Source organism: Psittacicella melopsittaci (assembly GCF_003585925.1).
Lineage (GTDB): Bacteria > Pseudomonadota > Gammaproteobacteria > Enterobacterales > Psittacicellaceae > Psittacicella > Psittacicella melopsittaci.
On the sequence record NZ_NRJH01000029.1, the window covers coordinates 26,334 to 42,882 of the forward strand.

Annotated in this window: 12 protein-coding genes; 8 read left to right on the top strand and 4 right to left on the bottom strand. The window is 35.7% G+C overall.

The window, feature by feature from the left end; all coding sequences use genetic code 11:
* Positions 1-31: 31 nt before the first annotated feature.
* From CJP74_RS03625 to CJP74_RS03635, 3 genes are all read right to left on the bottom strand, one after another.
* Positions 32-1,429, bottom strand: a complete 1,398-nt coding sequence (locus CJP74_RS03625) for a uracil-xanthine permease family protein (protein WP_119496902.1) — start codon at positions 1,427-1,429, stop codon at positions 32-34.
* A 236-nt stretch (positions 1,430-1,665) separates the two neighbouring features.
* The gene (locus CJP74_RS03630; protein ID WP_119496903.1) at positions 1,666-3,306 is read right to left on the bottom strand and encodes a peptide ABC transporter substrate-binding protein; all 1,641 of its coding nucleotides are present in this window, start codon (positions 3,304-3,306) and stop codon (positions 1,666-1,668) included.
* A gap of 901 nt (positions 3,307-4,207) precedes the next feature.
* Positions 4,208-5,818 carry a peptide ABC transporter substrate-binding protein gene (locus tag CJP74_RS03635; protein WP_119496904.1) on the bottom strand — a complete coding sequence of 537 codons (1,611 nt, stop codon included), beginning with the start codon at positions 5,816-5,818 and terminating at the stop codon, positions 4,208-4,210.
* A 107-nt stretch (positions 5,819-5,925) separates the two neighbouring features.
* Here CJP74_RS03635 and dld point away from each other — a divergent pair, with 107 nt between their 5' ends.
* The 6 genes from dld to CJP74_RS03665 all read left to right on the top strand — a co-directional run bounded on the left by dld (position 5,926) and on the right by CJP74_RS03665 (position 13,881).
* Positions 5,926-7,671, top strand: a complete 1,746-nt coding sequence (gene dld, locus CJP74_RS03640; RefSeq protein ID WP_119496905.1) for a D-lactate dehydrogenase — start codon at positions 5,926-5,928, stop codon at positions 7,669-7,671.
* A gap of 214 nt (positions 7,672-7,885) precedes the next feature.
* Entirely contained in the window at positions 7,886-8,212 is a 327-nt protein-coding gene (locus CJP74_RS03645) for a lipopolysaccharide assembly protein LapA domain-containing protein (protein ID WP_119496906.1), read from the top strand.
* Positions 8,213-8,256: 44 nt separating this feature from the next.
* Entirely contained in the window at positions 8,257-10,119 is a 1,863-nt protein-coding gene (locus CJP74_RS03650; RefSeq protein ID WP_119496907.1) for a tetratricopeptide repeat protein, read from the top strand.
* 147 nt (positions 10,120-10,266) lie between these two features.
* The gene (locus tag CJP74_RS03655; RefSeq protein ID WP_119496908.1) at positions 10,267-10,581 is read left to right on the top strand and encodes an SUI1 family translation initiation factor; all 315 of its coding nucleotides are present in this window, start codon (positions 10,267-10,269) and stop codon (positions 10,579-10,581) included.
* A 2-nt stretch (positions 10,582-10,583) separates the two neighbouring features.
* Positions 10,584-12,419: a Smr/MutS family protein gene (locus CJP74_RS03660; RefSeq protein ID WP_119496909.1), complete on the top strand. Its 1,836-nt coding sequence runs from the start codon at positions 10,584-10,586 to the stop codon at positions 12,417-12,419.
* A 409-nt stretch (positions 12,420-12,828) separates the two neighbouring features.
* Complete coding sequence (locus CJP74_RS03665) at positions 12,829-13,881, top strand: glycosyltransferase family 9 protein (RefSeq protein WP_222986893.1); 1,053 nt, start codon at positions 12,829-12,831, stop codon at positions 13,879-13,881.
* A gap of 32 nt (positions 13,882-13,913) precedes the next feature.
* Here CJP74_RS03665 and CJP74_RS03670 read toward each other — a convergent pair whose 3' ends face one another.
* Complete coding sequence (locus CJP74_RS03670) at positions 13,914-14,270, bottom strand: diacylglycerol kinase (protein WP_119496911.1); 357 nt, start codon at positions 14,268-14,270, stop codon at positions 13,914-13,916.
* Between the two features lie 121 nt (positions 14,271-14,391).
* Between CJP74_RS03670 and CJP74_RS03675 the strand changes: the two genes are divergently transcribed.
* Complete coding sequence (locus tag CJP74_RS03675; RefSeq protein WP_119496912.1) at positions 14,392-14,709, top strand: hypothetical protein; 318 nt, start codon at positions 14,392-14,394, stop codon at positions 14,707-14,709.
* Positions 14,699-16,165 carry a S1 domain-containing protein gene (locus tag CJP74_RS03680; protein ID WP_119496913.1) on the top strand — a complete coding sequence of 489 codons (1,467 nt, stop codon included), beginning with the start codon at positions 14,699-14,701 and terminating at the stop codon, positions 16,163-16,165. The genes CJP74_RS03675 and CJP74_RS03680 overlap by 11 nt, the downstream gene beginning before the upstream one ends.
* Positions 16,166-16,549: the final 384 nt, after the last annotated feature.

A 16,549-nucleotide genomic window follows, 5' to 3' on the forward strand; every position in this document is an offset into this window, starting at 1 on the left:
GCTAGGACTTGTTCCTAGCTTTTTTTATGGCTTATTTTTTCTTTTGTTGTTTTAGATTGCCGTCATCATCTTCATTGTCTTCTGGTTGTGGATTTAAACCATCATAAGTTGAGTCTGAAGCTGAGAGGCTAAGTGCTTTACCGTATTCTTGTGGTTGTTGCACTTTAAAGCGGTAATCATTACCAGGAAGAATTGCATTTAACACAATTCCGCAAATAGCAGCAATTGCTAAGCCTGAAAGGGTAATGTGAGTTTCACCTACATGGAAGTCTAAACCTTTTTCCGCAAAACCTAAACCTGTTACTAAGATAACAGCAGCAATAATGAGGTTTCTTGATTTAGTTAAGTCAACTTGGTTTTCTACTACATTACGTACCCCGATTGCCGAAATCATACCGTAAAGAATTAACGAAACTCCACCGATAATCGCAGTTGGAATAGAGTTAATTACATCAGAAATAAATGGGACAAAGGCAAATACTATCGCAAACATAGCTGCATAGCGAGTCACACGCGGGTCATAAACTTTAGTTAAAGCTAACACCCCTGTGTTTTCCCCATAGGTAGTACATGCAGGTGCACCAAAGTATGAACCCACCATAGTTGCAGCCGCGTCACCAAATAGAGTACGGTGTAAACCTGGTTTAACAATATAGTTACGGTTTGTTGTTGCCGATACTGCTGAAATATCACCTATGTGTTCCATAGTAGTAGCAAGAACAATTGGTACTATAGTGATAATTGCCGAAAGATTAAACGTAGCAAAGTATTCTGTATGTAATGGTAAGTGGAAAGGTTCTAAGTTATCAAAGCGTGAAGTATCCACTAAACCTAAAACTAAAGCAATAAGATAAGAACCAAAAATTCCTAATAATAATGGGATAATTTTCATCATCCCACGACCCCAAATGGTCGTTACAATAATAATTGCGATAGCTAAGCTAGCTAATGCCCAGTCTGTACTTGCCATGTTAATTGCTGTAGGGGCTAGAGTTAGACCGATACAGATAACAATTGGACCTGTTACTACAGGTGGGAAAAAGCGCATAATGCGTTTAACGCCAAAAACATAAATTAGTACCGCAAAGATAGCGTAAACTATGCCGGCAATAAATACACCCCCCAGAGCCATAGATAAGTGTTCTGGATCTTTATTAGGAGCTACAGCGGCATAACCTGCTAGGAAAGCAAATGATGAACCTAAGAAAATAGGAACTTTACCCCCAGTAATTAAGTGGAATAACAAGGTACCCACACCCATCATTAGTAAAGTTGTTGATACATCTAATCCCGTTAAGATAGGTACTAATACAGTTGCCCCGAACATTGCAAAGGTATGTTGTAGACCTAATAGGAATTTTTTACCAATTGAAAGATTTTTTATGTCGTATATAGGTTCTTGACCTAAGGAAACTTTTTCTTTTGCCATGATGTATTTAATTCTCTTCAGTTTTCAAAATGCAAATTGCCTAGATTATACACGAAAATATTTTTATGTAAAGCGATAAAAATAAAAATTTTTTCCTTAGTCCCTAAATTAGGGAAAAAATATTATTTTTATTCCCTAGAATAAAGTAAGGAATTAAGAGCCCAAAAAAAGAAGAGCATCTAGCTCTTCTTCTCTGTATTTACGAGAATTTAACTCGTTACAAGGATAATCTTGGATTATTTTGCTGCAGCTTTATCTGCAATAATGTAGTAGTCACGATAGAAACGTTCTTCATTTTTCTCATTATAGCCACCTAGAGCTGGAGAAACTAACGCATAGATAGAACCCCAGTTAAATGGAATTGTACCTTGGTCGTTTTGTAATACTTTATTTGCTTGCGCATAAAGTTCAGCACGTTTTTGTGCATTTAGCTCTTGGTTAGCTAGGTTCACGTATTTATCGTATTCTTGGTTACAGTAGCCACCGTAGTTAGCTCCATTACCACAAGTTAAGATATTATAGAAGGTTGAAGCTTGGTCATAGTCAGCTCCCCAACCGTTATAACGGAGTTGGTAATCTCCAGTTTTAACTTTATCTAGGTAAGATTTCCATTCAGATTGAGAGCCAGTTAATCGTACTAAACCATCTGAACCACGGTTATATTGACTTTGTAATGCCACAAACACACGTTGAATAGTTCTACCTGAGTAGTAAGAAAGTTCAACACGCAGAGGATTATCTTTAGTATAACCAGCTTCGGTTAAGAGGCGTTTTGCTTCTGCTTGACGCTCAGCTAGAGGTTTATCCCAATAGTCTGCTTGCGTTGCAAGTTGACCATCTTGCACATAGGTTGGCACAAAAATCGAAGTTGGTGTCCCTGCTGCATAGATGCGTTCAACAATAAATTTGTTATCTGTAAGTAGAGCTAAAGCACGACGTACACGTACATCTTGGAGCGGTTCGTATTTTTGGTTAAAGTCAATAAATCCAGTTGCTAAACGTGGAGAATCACGAACTTCTTGTGGTCTTTCTTTAAGAATTTGATCTTTTAATTGAGGTGGAATACCTGTATAGAGGAGTTCACCAGTAGTATATTGATAATAAGCGGTATTAGGGTCGAGGATGAAAACAAATCGTAAATCAGTTAGAGTTACGTTTTTAGCATCCCAGTAAGAATCTACTTTAGTTAGAGTGATTTCATCGTTAACCGCATAGCGTACGAGTTTGTAAGGTCCATTACCTACAATGTTTTCTGGACGTACCCATGCATCACCATATTTTTCAATCAGATCTTGACGAACTGGAGCAAGAACCTGGTAAGATAAAACCTGTACTAACCAAGGTGTTGGTTTAGTTAGTTTTACTTCTAAAGTAAAGTCATCTAAAGCTTTTACCCCTAAAGCAGAAGGAGGGAGTTGACCGTTAGCTACTTCGGCAGCATTAACCACATTAGCGTTATTAGCTAAATAGTCACCATAGGTAGAGGCGTTACTTGGATCAGATAATCTTTGCCATGAATAAACAAAGTCAGCAGCGGTTACTGGTTTACCATCTTGCCAAGTTGCATCTTTGCGTAGATAGAAAGTCCAAGTTAAGCCGTCTGATGACTCAACTGCACGTTCGGCAGCCACAGGAATATAATCACCATTTGGTCCCTGGCGATAGAGGGTATCAAAGATAGCTCGTGCTACTTGTGAAGAAGTATTATCTGAAAATTTACCTGGATCGATAGTATCTGGGAAGCTTCCTAGGTTAACATTTAGTTTTTGTTCGGCAGCAAGTTTTACATCTGCTGGAGGAGCGGCAAAGCTGGTTGGAGAATAGACAAAGCTACCTGCTAAAGAGATAGCTAAAGCTAAAGAGGTTAATTTTTTCATTATAAATCCTTAAAAGCAAAGTTATTTAATCTCTAATTTCTAATTTTATTTTTACTTTTAAAAAGCAAATTAAAACTAAAAACTTTACACTAATCTTAAAATTTATAAAAAAAAGGCTCTAAAAGTTTATTAATAAAGATAACAACGTCAAATGTATTAACAGAACTTTTAAAGCCGAGGTATTAATATTAGTTGTTCTTAAATTTATTTGCTCAAGAGCAAATGAGTTTAAGAATAATTGATACTTATGGAGAAAATTTATGCTTGGAAGAAATCACAAGAATAAATATAGAATATATCTTAAGCGATATTTTATTAGTTTAGTAGTTTAGCAATAAAAGACTCATTACATCTAGCGCCCCAGGGCGTTGGTTGTAACAAAACTTTTATTTTGATCCCTAAAGCAAGAGTTCAAATAAAAAATATAAAATATTTTTTATTTTCCTCTTCTGAGGAACCTGTTACCAACTTGAAGCTAGTATTTTTAACTCTTGAAGAACTAAATTTAAAAGCTAAAGTAAGTAACTTTTTTAGTAGTATATAATTTTTCTTAGTATCTAGCAGTTTTGTACTTAGGTTGTTTTTAAATGCCTTGTAATCTAGGGGGGGAGTAAAGTTTTTGCTAGAAATAGGAAAAACAATACATTCCCTAGACTACAAGATAACATTAAGGAGAATATAAAACAATTGCTAATGTGAACTATTTGCTTATATGCTAATGTGGACTATTCCCCTGTTTATTTTATTGTATATTATTTTTTTCCTAAAAAAAAGACTTATTTTTGGAAAAAATACAGAAAATTTAATTTAGTTTGAAAAAGTTGTCACCAGTCACATTTTTTTGGCTTTTCTTGATCACTAGTGATCAATTAAGAACAGCCTTTTGGTACCCCTTGCTTATTTAAGGCTGTGCTTTGCCAAGAATATAGAAGTCTCGGAAGTACTGTAACGGTAAATAAGGATTATAACCGCCAAGTTGTGGTGATTTTAAGGTAACATTTTCCATCCAATAGAGAGGTAAAATAGCAGCATCTTCTTGCAACATGCTATTAGCTTGAGCATACATTTGCTGTCTAGTGTCATTGTCAACTGTGTGTTCTGCTATTTCTAAGAGGGCATCATAGTTGGCATTACAATATCTAGCGTAGTTTGACGGGGATTTACATGCTCTTAAGCCAAAAAAGTTAGAAACATGATCATAATCGGCAGCCCAGCCATTTAAAGACGCTTCAAATTTACCTGCTTTAATTTCACTTAAAAAAGTTTTCCATTCAGTAATTTGTCCTTTAACCTGAATCATGCCATCAGAATTTTTTGCCCACATTTGTTGTAAAGCAACAAAAACAGCACGTTCATTGCGGCTATTGGAGTAGCTTAAAGTAAAGGTTAGAGGTTTTTGCGGACTATAACCTGCTTGGGCTAAGAGTTCTTTAGCCTCTTGATATTTAGTTTTACTTGGAGCGGTAAAATATTTTGCTTGTTCTTGGGCTTGCCCATCTTGTAAATCGGTAGGAGCAAAAATAGTTGTAGCTCGCGTGCCTGGGACTATATTTCGGCTCAGATAATTATTATCGGTTAATAAAGCCAAAGCATAGCGGACATCGCGGTCTTTAAATATTTCCATATTAAGGTTGACATAATAGGTTGCATTTAAAGGAGTCATATAGACTTGATCAGGGCGTTCGGCAAGCACTTGACGTTGTATAGCTTTAAAAACATTAGTGGTTAATAGTTCGCCTGTAAGATAACGATAATAGGCTATACGCTCATCAGTAAAAATAGCCTTAGCTTGCGTGAGATAAATATTTTTGGCATCCCAATAGCCATCCCATTTTTGGTAGAGAATTTGATCATTAGGGCTATAGGTTACAAGCTTATACGGACCATTGCCAACTATATACTCAGGTTGAGTCCATTGAGCACCATATTTTTCGATTAGGTCTTGGCGCACAGGAGCCAGAGCTATACCAGCAATAATTTGCATTACCCAAGGTGTAGGTTGATATAAATTGATTTCAATGGTGTGGTCATCGAGAGCTTTTACTCCCAGTTTATCAACCTCAAGCATGCGTTGATAGACTCCGTCTGCATTAACCACGTGCATATTCACAAAAGCATTAGCAAAGATCGACGTACTATTGTGATCGGCTAATCTATGCCAAGCATAAATAAAATCATGGGCAGTAACGGGTTTACCGTCTTGCCATGTTGCTTCTGGACGTAAGTAAAAAGTCCAAGTGAGCTGATCATCACTTACTTTATAAGCTCGGGCTGCTGCGGGAATAAAATCGCCAGTAGGTCCCAAACGATATAAAGTATCAAAAATAGGTATAGTTGCTCGTAAGGAAATAGCATCACTTACAAGATTCGGATCTAAGGTTTCTGGAAAATACCTTAAATTAAAAGTGTATTCTTGCTGGGGAGCAAGTAAAGTTCCAGGGCGCAAAACGACTGCCTGGCTCGTAGTTACGAGTAAAAGTGTAGTAAAAGTTAAAATTCTTTTCAAAAGCATATAAAAATTATTATATATTTTTTCTTTTTAGTTTAATATAATATTACGAATACATTAATTTGTATTTATTATAATTTCATTTAGGTTAGAAAAAAGGAACCGGCACAATGTCAGAGACTTATAAAGATTTTCTAAAAAAACTAACCGAGGTAGTAGGCGATAAATATGTTTTAACAGATCCAGCAGCTACTAAACGTTATCGTACGGGATTTTTCTTTGGACTGGGTGATGCTCTTGCGGTGGTACGTCCAGGTTCATTAGTAGAATATTATAAAGTAGTTAAGCTTTGTGTAGAAAATAATATTATTGTCTTAAACCAAGCCCAAAATACAGGGGTAACAGGTGGTTCTACACCTTGGGGTAACGACTATGATCGTCCAATTGTTATCATTAATACTTTAAGAATTGATGATATCGAAATTATTCGTAAAGATACTGATGAGCCTCAAGCCGTATGTTTTGCAGGTTCAACATTATTTAAACTAGAAGAAAAACTGGCAAAAATTGGTCGTGAACCTCACTCGGTAATCGGTTCTTCATGTATCGGAGCTTCAGTTGTTGGAGGCATTTGTAATAACTCAGGTGGTACATTAGTACAACGTGGTCCTGCGTATACTGAGTTAGCGTGTTATGCTCGTGTAAATGATCAAGGAGAGTTAGAATTTATTAACAACCTTGGCATAGATTTAGGTGACGGTTCTCCTGAAGAGCAATTAGCACGCCTCGAAAAAGGTGACTTTGACGAAAAAGATGTACATAATCCAGAAGGTAAATTAGCTTCTTCTCGTGATTATAAAGACAAAGTGGTACTAGTGGATGCTGATACGCCTTCACGTTATAACTCAGATCCTGAGCGTCTTAAAGAAGCTTCTGGTTCTGCAGGTCACTTAGCTGTATTTGCCGTACGTGTAGACACTTTTGCTAAACCAAAACGTCAGCAGTTATTCTTTATTGGTACTAACAGCCCTGAAGATTTAAATGATATTCGTCGCACGGTATTAACCAAATTTGATGGTTTACCTATGCAAGGTGAATACATGGGTGCTTCTTCATTTGATGATGCAGTTAGATTTGGTAAGGATGTATTTTGGGTACTAGATAAATTTGGTACTAAACATTTACCACGTTTATACTCTCTCAAAGATTTCTATGATCGTAAATTTGGTCGCTTCTCATTTTTACCATCTTCAGAAACAATTATGCAGTTTTATGCTGATTGTTTACCAAATTTACTCCCGGCGCGTATTTTAGACTTCCGTCGTAAGTACCAGCACTTTTTAATTTTAACTACTACCGATGATTTAATTGACAAAACAGATTCTTACTTAAAAGAATACTTTGACAAGCATGATACGGGATCATATTTTGCGGCTACGCCAAAAGAAGCGAAAAAAGCATTATTACTCCGCTTCTCAGTTGGTGGCTCTTTAGCAAGATCTATGCATGTTCTTAAAAATGAAACTAAAGGCATGATCGCTTTAGATATAGCTTTACGTCGTAATGATGATCAATGGGCAGAACCTTTACCAGCTGAAATCCTTGAGCATTTAACCCATGTAAACTCTTGTGGACACTTTTTATGTCACGTGTTCCACTTAGATTACTTAGTGAAAAAAGACTCGCCTTATTCAGTAGAAGAAATTAAAGAAAAAATCTTAGCTTTCTATCGCGATAAAGGGGCACAATACCCAGCAGAGCACAATGTGGGTCACTTATATCATGCTCAACCAGCCTTAGAAAAACACTACCGTGAGTTAGATCCAACTAACCAATTTAACCCAGGGGTAGGTAAATTATCTAAATTTAAATACTGGTCTGACGTACCTTGTTCATGTGATCATCATAAAAAATAGAAACTTTTACAAATATTTTTTGTCTAATTAAATGTAATAAGTAATTAATGAAGAAAAATCTATTTTTTCCATATTATTTACCTATTACAAGACAAAAATAGTAGACTCCAGCAATGAAATCTATCTTGATTTCATTGCTTTTTTTTATTCCGAATTTTTTCCTTTATGCTAAAATAGTTAATAAAAATACTAACTTAATTGCCTGAGAAAGCTCATGAAATTGATTCGCTATTTATGCTATTTATTATTTTTAATTGCCCTAATTGTTGTTATTTTTCTCTTTAGTTCAGCTAATGATCAGGTAGTACATGTAAACTTTCTGCTTGGAGAGTTTGAAGGAGTTCTATCGTTTGTTTTAGGCATGACCTTTATTTTTGGTTTTATAATTGCTTTAGTAGTACTCTTTTTACTCTATTTAGTTCTTAAAACCAGATTAGTTCTTGCCCATACTAAAGCTCAAGCTCTAGAGAAAAAAGTTGCTAAGTTAGAACTTGCTCTTGAAGCTCAGCAATTAGATGCAAAAGACCATACGACTCATTAAAAGCAACTGCCCTGGTTTTTAAACTGGGGTATTTCTTATAGATTATGTCTGAATTACTTTTTCTTCTAATTCCATTAATCGCCATAGTTTCCTTTGCTTTAGGATATCTATTTAAAGGAAGTTTTTCGACCTGGTTGCTTAAACGACGCACTAAACAATCTTATTTAGATTCAGCGCCCATAGTAATCAAAGATGATAATCCGCAAGCAAGTGAAGTGGTAGAAAAATTACTTAACACGGTTGAGTATATAGTTGATGGAAATTTAATTGCTAATGCCCCTACTTTGTATAAAAATGTTAAAGTTAGCAAAAACAAAGAGGTAACTAGCGAAATTAATCCTAATCAAGATGATATTTACGAGCAAATAAACTCTGAGCCTAAGGCAGAAAAACAAAATACTGCACCCGCTCAAGAGCAAGAAGCTGCAAGTAAAATCTCTGATTTAGACCAAACTTTAAATGCCAGCAGTATAAACAATCCTGTTGTTGCTACTTTAGAACAGGCTTTACAAAAAGCTAAGGTTAAAGCTGAGGTACCCGAAGAGGCAGTCCTAGTAGCACGTTCGCTCAAAGATTTACACCGTCCTTATAGTGTTCTTGCCGAAGATGTAGGGCATTTACTTGAAATGCAAATGATGGCAGGAGTAATTTGCATGCAACGCGGTGACTATATGCGGGCAATTAAAATTTTCCGTCATATTTTGGCAATTCCGACCTGGAAAAACCAAGGGCATACTTTAGCTCAAATGAACTTAGCTCGCTGTTACTTAAAAGCGGGAATGTTCTCGCGAGCTCTGGAAAATCTTTTACCTCTAGTTGGTAACGACCAATATGAGCTCGAGGTTTTAGAGTTATTACTCCAGTTATATCTTGTAACTGCCGACTGGCAACCAGCTTTAGCTGTTGCCAAAGGAATTTACAATCTGCGTAAAAGTGAAAGCAACCTCAATCAGCTCTGTCACTATTACATTTTTCGCCTTTTAAGTTGCTACTTAGAGCTAGGGCACCGACGTACTATGTTTAGTTTTTCGCGGATTATTGAGTTGTCGCCAACTAATGTGCGTACCTATGTGACGCGAGCAAATTATCATTTTGCTTTAGGTGATTATCATAGTGCTTTAGAAGACTATGAACATGCTTTAAAGCTAAGAATAGATCTTTTACCAAGTCTAATTAGCAATATTGCTTTTTGTTTTAATCATGTAAGAATTCTAGGCTATGATTTTCCAACTTTTTTACGCAATCTGGAAACGCCTGAGCATTTACAATACATGATTGATCTTTATTTAGATCAAGTGGCAAATAATTTTGCTTTTGCTGACTATGCTCATAGTTTTGAGTTTCAAGATCAAGCAAAAAACTCTGCCGAAGTTTTTCGTGAACTAGTTTTAGGACAGCAAACGCGCGATTATGAAGCTGAGTTAGAGCAAAAAATAAAAACCTATCAAAAAACAGATCTGCTCGATAAAGTGGTTTCTTTAATTCGTGATAAAGATGAAGCAGAGCATATGGAGTTATATGAGCGGATTGACATACTTTTAGATAGTTATGCCAAAAATCCACAATCTATAACTTTACAACGCATTTTCTTTATCTCGGCACAACTTTTAACTAATACCCAAGTTGAAGTGAAAGTTGATATCACCGAAAAAACTAATCTCCTTTCGAGTTTATTTAGTTTAGGAAGACGTAAAGAAGCAGAGAAAAACTCTGCGATTGCTCAAAAACAAGAAAAGTTTAGTCAATTTTTAAGTAAAATTGAGCAAAGAAACCCAGAGTCACGTATAGTTGCTTCTTATTCGTGTCGCTCTTGTGGTTATCAACATCACGATATTTTCTGGTTATGTCCTTCGTGTCATAAACTGGATACTTTTACTTTAAGTAAACTTAATTTTTCTGACCTCTAGTTCTTAGAGGTCCTTTTTTTACCTAAAAATAAATTTTTTTGTTTCGTTATTTGAGGTAAATATCTTATAATAAATCTTAATAGGCTATAAATAAGAGACAACAAAGCTAGCTTATTAAATTATAGATAAAACATAAGGAGAAGGACTATGAGTCTAGTTTATAGTACCGACGGAGGACGAGTTAAGCCTCAAGTAGAACAAGAACTTCCACCTGAAGGGGATGGCGTAGTAAGACTTTATAAACAAACTAAGGGGCGCAAAGGAGCTGGAGTAGTTCTAGTTTCGGGCACAGGTTTGGATAAAGCTGGTCTTAAAGATCTCTGCAGTTTTTTAAAGAAAAAACTGGGAGTTGGTGGTAGTGTTGAAGAGTGGGATGTAGTTATCCAAGGTGGAGACAAGCGTCCACAAATTCAGCAACTTTTAGAACAAAAAGGTTTCAAGGTTAAGATTTCGGGAGGCTAGAGATGAGTATTAAAGATATTATCAAGTATGCCCTGCAAAGCTTAAGTAAAGACCAAAAAGAAAAAGTTAATGATAATGATGACTTTAAGCGTTTAGAAGAGGTGAAACAGCTTTTAGCTAAAGCGGTCGAAGAAGGTCCTAAAGACAATATTTTTGCTGATGAGTCAGTTGACCTTGGGCAAAGAGACATGGATAAAACCTTACATAGTTTATTCGATGACTCAGGTAAAGACCTCGAAGGTAATAAGGGCAAAAGTATTTACAACACTGGAGAATTTAAAGTTCTCTCAGGGCCTGCAGTTTATCAAAATGTAGAAATTGATGAAAATTCTTATAGTGATGAACGCGGCAAGGTTTTAGGTAATGCTTCTTTTGCTGAGCAAACTAAACATGCTGCTCCAGACTATAATCCTGAAGCTATTCTAGGCAATACGCCACGTAAACTCAAAACTAATGCTAAGTCAAGCCAAAGTGAAACTAATGAAAGTGAAACTAAGATTGACGAGGTTAAAGGCAATCCTGAAGGAATAGTACATTCGTTTGTGAAAAAGACTTCGCATACGCGTACTATTACCCATATTCATCTAGCCGACGGTAGTGTAGAGCGTAAAGTTGAAGATAAAAATGTTAGTGAAGATATAGAAACCCAACCTTTAGCAAATGGGAATTTACAGTCTACTACCAATACTTCAACGCGTACAGTAACTACTACTTTATCAGGGAAAAAAGCAAGCGGTGATGGCGAAAGCTTTGCTGAATTATTCGAAAAAAGAGAATATGACTTTAGTCCTGAAGCTTTAGGTGCTCCTATACAAGAAAATCGTGCTCTTAAAGGCACAGGATCTGCAGTTAATGAGTATGAAAAGAATCTTCTGGCTAACTTTAAACGTGAAGTTAAAGAACAACAAAACCAAGAGCAAGAAGAATCTTTTGCTGCTCTAGTAGATTCCTATGCTTTACCTAATGCTTCGGCACGTGAACAGCAAAATCTAGCTTCAAAGCGTAAAAAAGCAAAAATGTTTGCTCCTTCAAGTAAAAAATTAGTAAAACCTGAAGTAGAGATAATTGAAGATGAGCAAGAGATTGTTGCTTACAATGTAGATCAAATTAATCGTAATAATAAATCTTTTAATGATCTCCAAGCTCAAGCAAATAAAAATCGAGAAATTGTTGATGCTAGCTTTGCGCAAATGTTTGAAGCACAACCGCAAAATGTGCCGAGTAAAAGCTTTGTCGAAAAAGATAGTTCTTTCCGCAATGCCTTTAAAGACGTTAAACCTTTAAACTCAGGCGTAAAAGCAAGTTTAGAGCAACAAAGACGTCAAGCTGAGCATCAGCGTCGCGCTTTAGTAGGCTTAAAATCGGGCAAAGAAATTCTCGAACAAGAAATTGCTCATCAAGATTATCAGCGTCTGAGTCAAGATGAGAATGTAATTTTCTCAGATATTAATATGCGTTTTAACGAATTTAATTATGAGAATGCTCGTTTTGCGATTGAAGGTTTAGATGCTGATGTTTCGCATGCCTTTTTCAATGGGTTATTACCAATTGATCAGGAAGTAGACTTACACAAGTGCACTACCGAAGAATTAAAATCAATTATTCCTGCGGTAGTAAAAGACAGCTGGCGTAATAATGAGTTTGTTATACGTTTTATTACAGGACATGGTAAAGGGGTATTAAAACAAAGCTTACCTAATTACCTTGTGCAATATGAACGTGTTGCAGCCTTTTACCCAAATAAAGAGAATAATGGTAAAGGTCGTACCAATGGCTTTGTTGTATTGCTTCGCAACTATGACAAAGAAACGGCTTCACGTTATGCCTTTAGTAAATAATTAAATTTAAAGATCCTAGCTAAGCTGGGATCTTTTCTTAATTTGAGGCAGTAAAGATTTTAATTTGCCCAAGAGTAAAAATTTTTCTGACAAATAAAGTATAATAGAAAATTGGGGCACTAGGTTTCACAATTAATTTAAAATAAAGATGACAAATACTATAACCAGTTTTAGTCAAGTTAAGAGAGTGTGTTTATTTCGTCTCTCAGCAATTGGGGATATTTTAAATTTAATCCCAAGTTTAGAAATACTTTTAAAAAATTACCCACAAGTAGAAGTTACCTGGGTAATAGGTAATGGTGAATATAATTTATTTCGCCACTTAGGAAAAAAATACCCACAACTAAAATTTGAGGTATTTAATAAACAAAAAACTTCTTATTTTCAGGCGTATAAGCAATTAAGAGCCATGTCAAAAGAGCCTTTTGACATTTTATTGCATGCCCAAACTTCTTTACGAGCTAATGTCCTTTCGACCTTTATTAAAGCAAAACTAAAAGTTGGCTTTTGTAAAGAGAGAAGCTTTGAAGGGCATTCGCTAGTTGTAGATCGTTCGATTCCTTCGCAAACTTCAATGCATGTAATGGTAGATTACTTTGATCTTTTCAAGCCATTTTTTAATGCTCAAGATTGTGCGGAATTTGCAGCCTTAGTTACCGATACAGCATTACTTTATCAAGGAAACTATCCTGAAAAACTGCAAGCCCAACGCGATTTACAACCTTTATTTGATTTAGGGTTAGGTGCACCTAATAGCGAGCAAGCTCTTGCTAATGTAAGCCAGCATAATCAAAACCTCTATAAGTTGCTAGCCAATTTAAGTCGCTATAGCCACGATAATAAAACTCGAGATGGTAAACTAATTTATGTTAATCCAGCCTCTTCTGCCTTAAAGAAAAACTGGACAAAAGAAGGTTATGTAGCTCTAATTAAATTCCTCATTGACCAAGGGCATTATGTAGTAGTTACAGGTGGAAAAAACCAAGTTGAATTAGAATTAGTTAATGGCGTGGCTAAAGAAGTTGAAGAATATATACGCACTGCCCACCCTGGTTATACTTGTAAAGCTTTACAACGCCCTGGCAAAAAAGTATTTTTCAATTTAGCAGCTAAAACCAATTTAGCCGAACTCTATTTATTTCTCAGTTTAGCTGACTTGGTAATTAGTCCTGATTCGGGACCTATGCATTTAGCTTCTTGCTTAGGTATTCCAACTATAGGTTTATTTGCTTATATTAATCCATTACGCTCGGGACCAATTCAAGGCGTATGTGATGTAGTAAGTGTTTTCCATAAAAATACCTATGGACACGATATAGAATACAGCCAAGAGCAATATCGTTTAGACTTAAAAAATTGGCGCAAAAAACCACCTAAATGCGATGACAAACTCATGTTACAAATAACCCCAGCCGAGGTTATTGAACGCACTAAACAGGTTTTAGCTCGCCTTGATAAATAGAAAAAACACCTCCAGTGCGAGGTGTTTTTTGTTTACCAAATTAAAATGCATCCCCAAACGCTAAGGAGAATAAGCACGGCAATAAATACGGCTGCCGAGCCCAGGTCTTTAGCTTTACCCGCAAGCTCATGATATTCGGTCCCTATGCGATCAACTACAGCTTCGATAGCGCTGTTAAGTAATTCAATTAGTAAAAGTAAGAGTACTGAGGCAACGAGCAGAGCCTTTTCTCCCCCGGTTTCTCCTAACCAGAGACCAAGAGGAATAAGGACAAGGGCTAAAATAAATTCTTGCCGAAAAGCGGCTTCGCTTTTAAAGGCACTCTTGAAGCCTTGCAAAGAGTAACCAAAAGCTTTAATAAAGTGTTTGAATCCAGTATGTTTTTCCATGCTTGCCTGTGTTTAGAAAAAGGTTGTTAGTAACTAATATTTTATCTTATATCTTACGCAAATGTTAAGCTTATAAGAGAAATTGATATAATAAAGAGAAAAAATAATCTTGAGGTTTATTATGACAGATAAAGAAAAAGAAGTTAAATACATGGAAGCTGACTATATTGAGAAAGTAGCTCCAGATTTTCAATCGGCAATGCAAGCTATGCTGGCATATATTCAAGAACGTAAACTTGTAGCAGCTACCGATCTCGCTCCAGCCGAAGAATTAACTTCAGAACCTAATGGCGTTACCAGTAAAAAGACGCAATTAGAATTTAAAGAAGGGATGGATTTAGAAGAGTTTTTAGAAGCCCAACAAAATATAGTTGCCCAAGAAATGATGGACTATATGGTTAACTCAGCTCCAAATGTCCTAGATAAAGATGAAAAATAATATAGGTTTAGCAATAAAGTTAGAGTCAGCTTTATATTTACTTACCTTGGATCTCGAGCCTTTGGCTCAAGATCCTTTAGTGCGTGGACACCAAGCTTATTTAAAACTCCTCGAGGGAATTAAACTTGAACAAGTTTGTGCTCTTGAGGTAATTGATTTAAGAGCAGGAGAACAAGCTTTACCTGATTTAGGTAAGGTTTATACTGCTCAAGTGTCGGCTATAGAAAGCAAACAAGCTTTTGTAGATTTAATAAGTATTGATAAAAGCAAAGTAAATAATCCGCAATACTGGCAAGCTGTATTAAAGTTAAGTGACTGTGGAGTTAAGGCAAAAAACATGCGTGAGATTTTGCAGGATAAGCAAAAAATCAAAGTGCAAATTAAAAGCCCTGCTTATGCCGATAAGTTGGCTCGCGTCTATTTACTCACTACAGAAGCAGAAACTTTAACAGGGTATAACCAAGCAAAACTCGAGAAGTTTAGCCAAGAGTGTGAGTTAATTTTTTCCAATCAAGCAAACACAGTCGAGGAGATTTTAGCAAGACCTCTCTATCAACTTGATAGTTTAACTTACTATAGCTCTGGGGTATTAGAACTAATTCAAGCCTTAGCCCTGAATCCGCAAAAGATAGGTACTAAAGTAAGCCTTGGAACCAAAGGGAAAAATTTTGCCAATTATAGTAGAAGTTGGAAATATGTATTTGCTGGTTTAGATTATACAGACGCGTTGGGGATAAATTATCTCCTTAGTTTAGATCCAGCTACCGCTCACCTAGATATCAATAGTCATACTAGTCAAGTTAAATTAGCTAATTTGGATTTAAGCTTATACCAGAATAATGCAAAACTAAAAGAACAAATTACTCAGGTTAAGGATCCTAATTTACTTTTAAATCTAGCCGCTTTGCCACAAGTTGATAAACTCCTTAAACTAACTAAGCTCACAGGGCAAATTAGCATAGACTTTTTACCCATTAGCAAAAAGTATCAGCAACTTTTTAGTTTAGCTTTAGAAGCTATAGGGTTAGGTAAAGATGCCGTATTACAAAGTAGACACCCTTTTAAGCAATATTTAACTGGAGCTAACTTTGTTGAAATGCAAATCGAACGCAAGGAGTTGCCTTTAGCTTTTAGTTTAACGGCTCCTGTTATTCAAGATAGAGATTTATTTCTTGAGTTAACACAAGCTCAAGATGAGCTATATCAATTTTTAACTCAAGCGAAGATATCCTTATATCGTGCACAAATTGAAGTAGAGAAATTAACTCAAGCTCTAGGGCAAACCCCAACTTCTCAAGTGCTTGAGCAATTAGAAGCTCTATATCAAGAATTTATCCTTCGCTATAAAGCTCAAGGGAGCAAATACAATTTCTTTGCGGGAGATAAAGTTTACCTTGATGACTCGAGTCTACAAAGACAAAAGATTTTCTTTGCAAATTATTTTCTCTTAGTATAAAAAGCGTGCCCCAAGCATGCTTTTTTTAAGACTTGGTAAAAAAACAAAGATAACCAAAGCAAAAAGATACCTAAGGCAAAAAAGGATAGGGGTAAAAAGATAGGATAAGTTATTTGGGCAAAGGAAAGTGTAAGAAAAATATAGAGCATTAAATAATTAACTCAAAATAAATAATCACAAATAAAAAAATAGAACAAAGAAAACGAGGAAGAAAAAATAAACGTATATAGAAAAAAAACATAATAAAGTAAAAATAAAATGGATAATAAAGTGCAAAAATATAAAATAAATTTCTGCAAAAATCACAGAATTAGTGAAATATTACGCAAAATGATTCAGTATATTCTTGACTTTAATTAATTATTTCTCTATAATATGCCTCGT

Excerpts from the sequence above, each read along its gene's own strand:
- CJP74_RS03665 (WP_222986893.1), top strand. The coding sequence starts at position 12,829 with ATGTCAAAAGAGCCTTTTGACATTTTATTGCATGCCCAAACTTCTTTA.
- CJP74_RS03655 (WP_119496908.1), top strand. The coding sequence starts at position 10,267 with ATGAGTCTAGTTTATAGTACCGACGGAGGACGAGTTAAGCCTCAAGTA.
- dld (WP_119496905.1), top strand. The coding sequence starts at position 5,926 with ATGTCAGAGACTTATAAAGATTTTCTAAAAAAACTAACCGAGGTAGTA.
- CJP74_RS03660 (WP_119496909.1), top strand. The coding sequence starts at position 10,584 with ATGAGTATTAAAGATATTATCAAGTATGCCCTGCAAAGCTTAAGTAAA.
- CJP74_RS03625 (WP_119496902.1), bottom strand. The coding sequence starts at position 1,429 with ATGGCAAAAGAAAAAGTTTCCTTAGGTCAAGAACCTATATACGACATA.
- CJP74_RS03650 (WP_119496907.1), top strand. The coding sequence starts at position 8,257 with ATGTCTGAATTACTTTTTCTTCTAATTCCATTAATCGCCATAGTTTCC.
- CJP74_RS03630 (WP_119496903.1), bottom strand. The coding sequence starts at position 3,306 with ATGAAAAAATTAACCTCTTTAGCTTTAGCTATCTCTTTAGCAGGTAGC.
- CJP74_RS03635 (WP_119496904.1), bottom strand. The coding sequence starts at position 5,818 with ATGCTTTTGAAAAGAATTTTAACTTTTACTACACTTTTACTCGTAACT.
- CJP74_RS03680 (WP_119496913.1), top strand. The coding sequence starts at position 14,699 with ATGAAAAATAATATAGGTTTAGCAATAAAGTTAGAGTCAGCTTTATAT.
- CJP74_RS03670 (WP_119496911.1), bottom strand. The coding sequence starts at position 14,270 with ATGGAAAAACATACTGGATTCAAACACTTTATTAAAGCTTTTGGTTAC.
- CJP74_RS03645 (WP_119496906.1), top strand. The coding sequence starts at position 7,886 with ATGAAATTGATTCGCTATTTATGCTATTTATTATTTTTAATTGCCCTA.
- CJP74_RS03675 (WP_119496912.1), top strand. The coding sequence starts at position 14,392 with ATGACAGATAAAGAAAAAGAAGTTAAATACATGGAAGCTGACTATATT.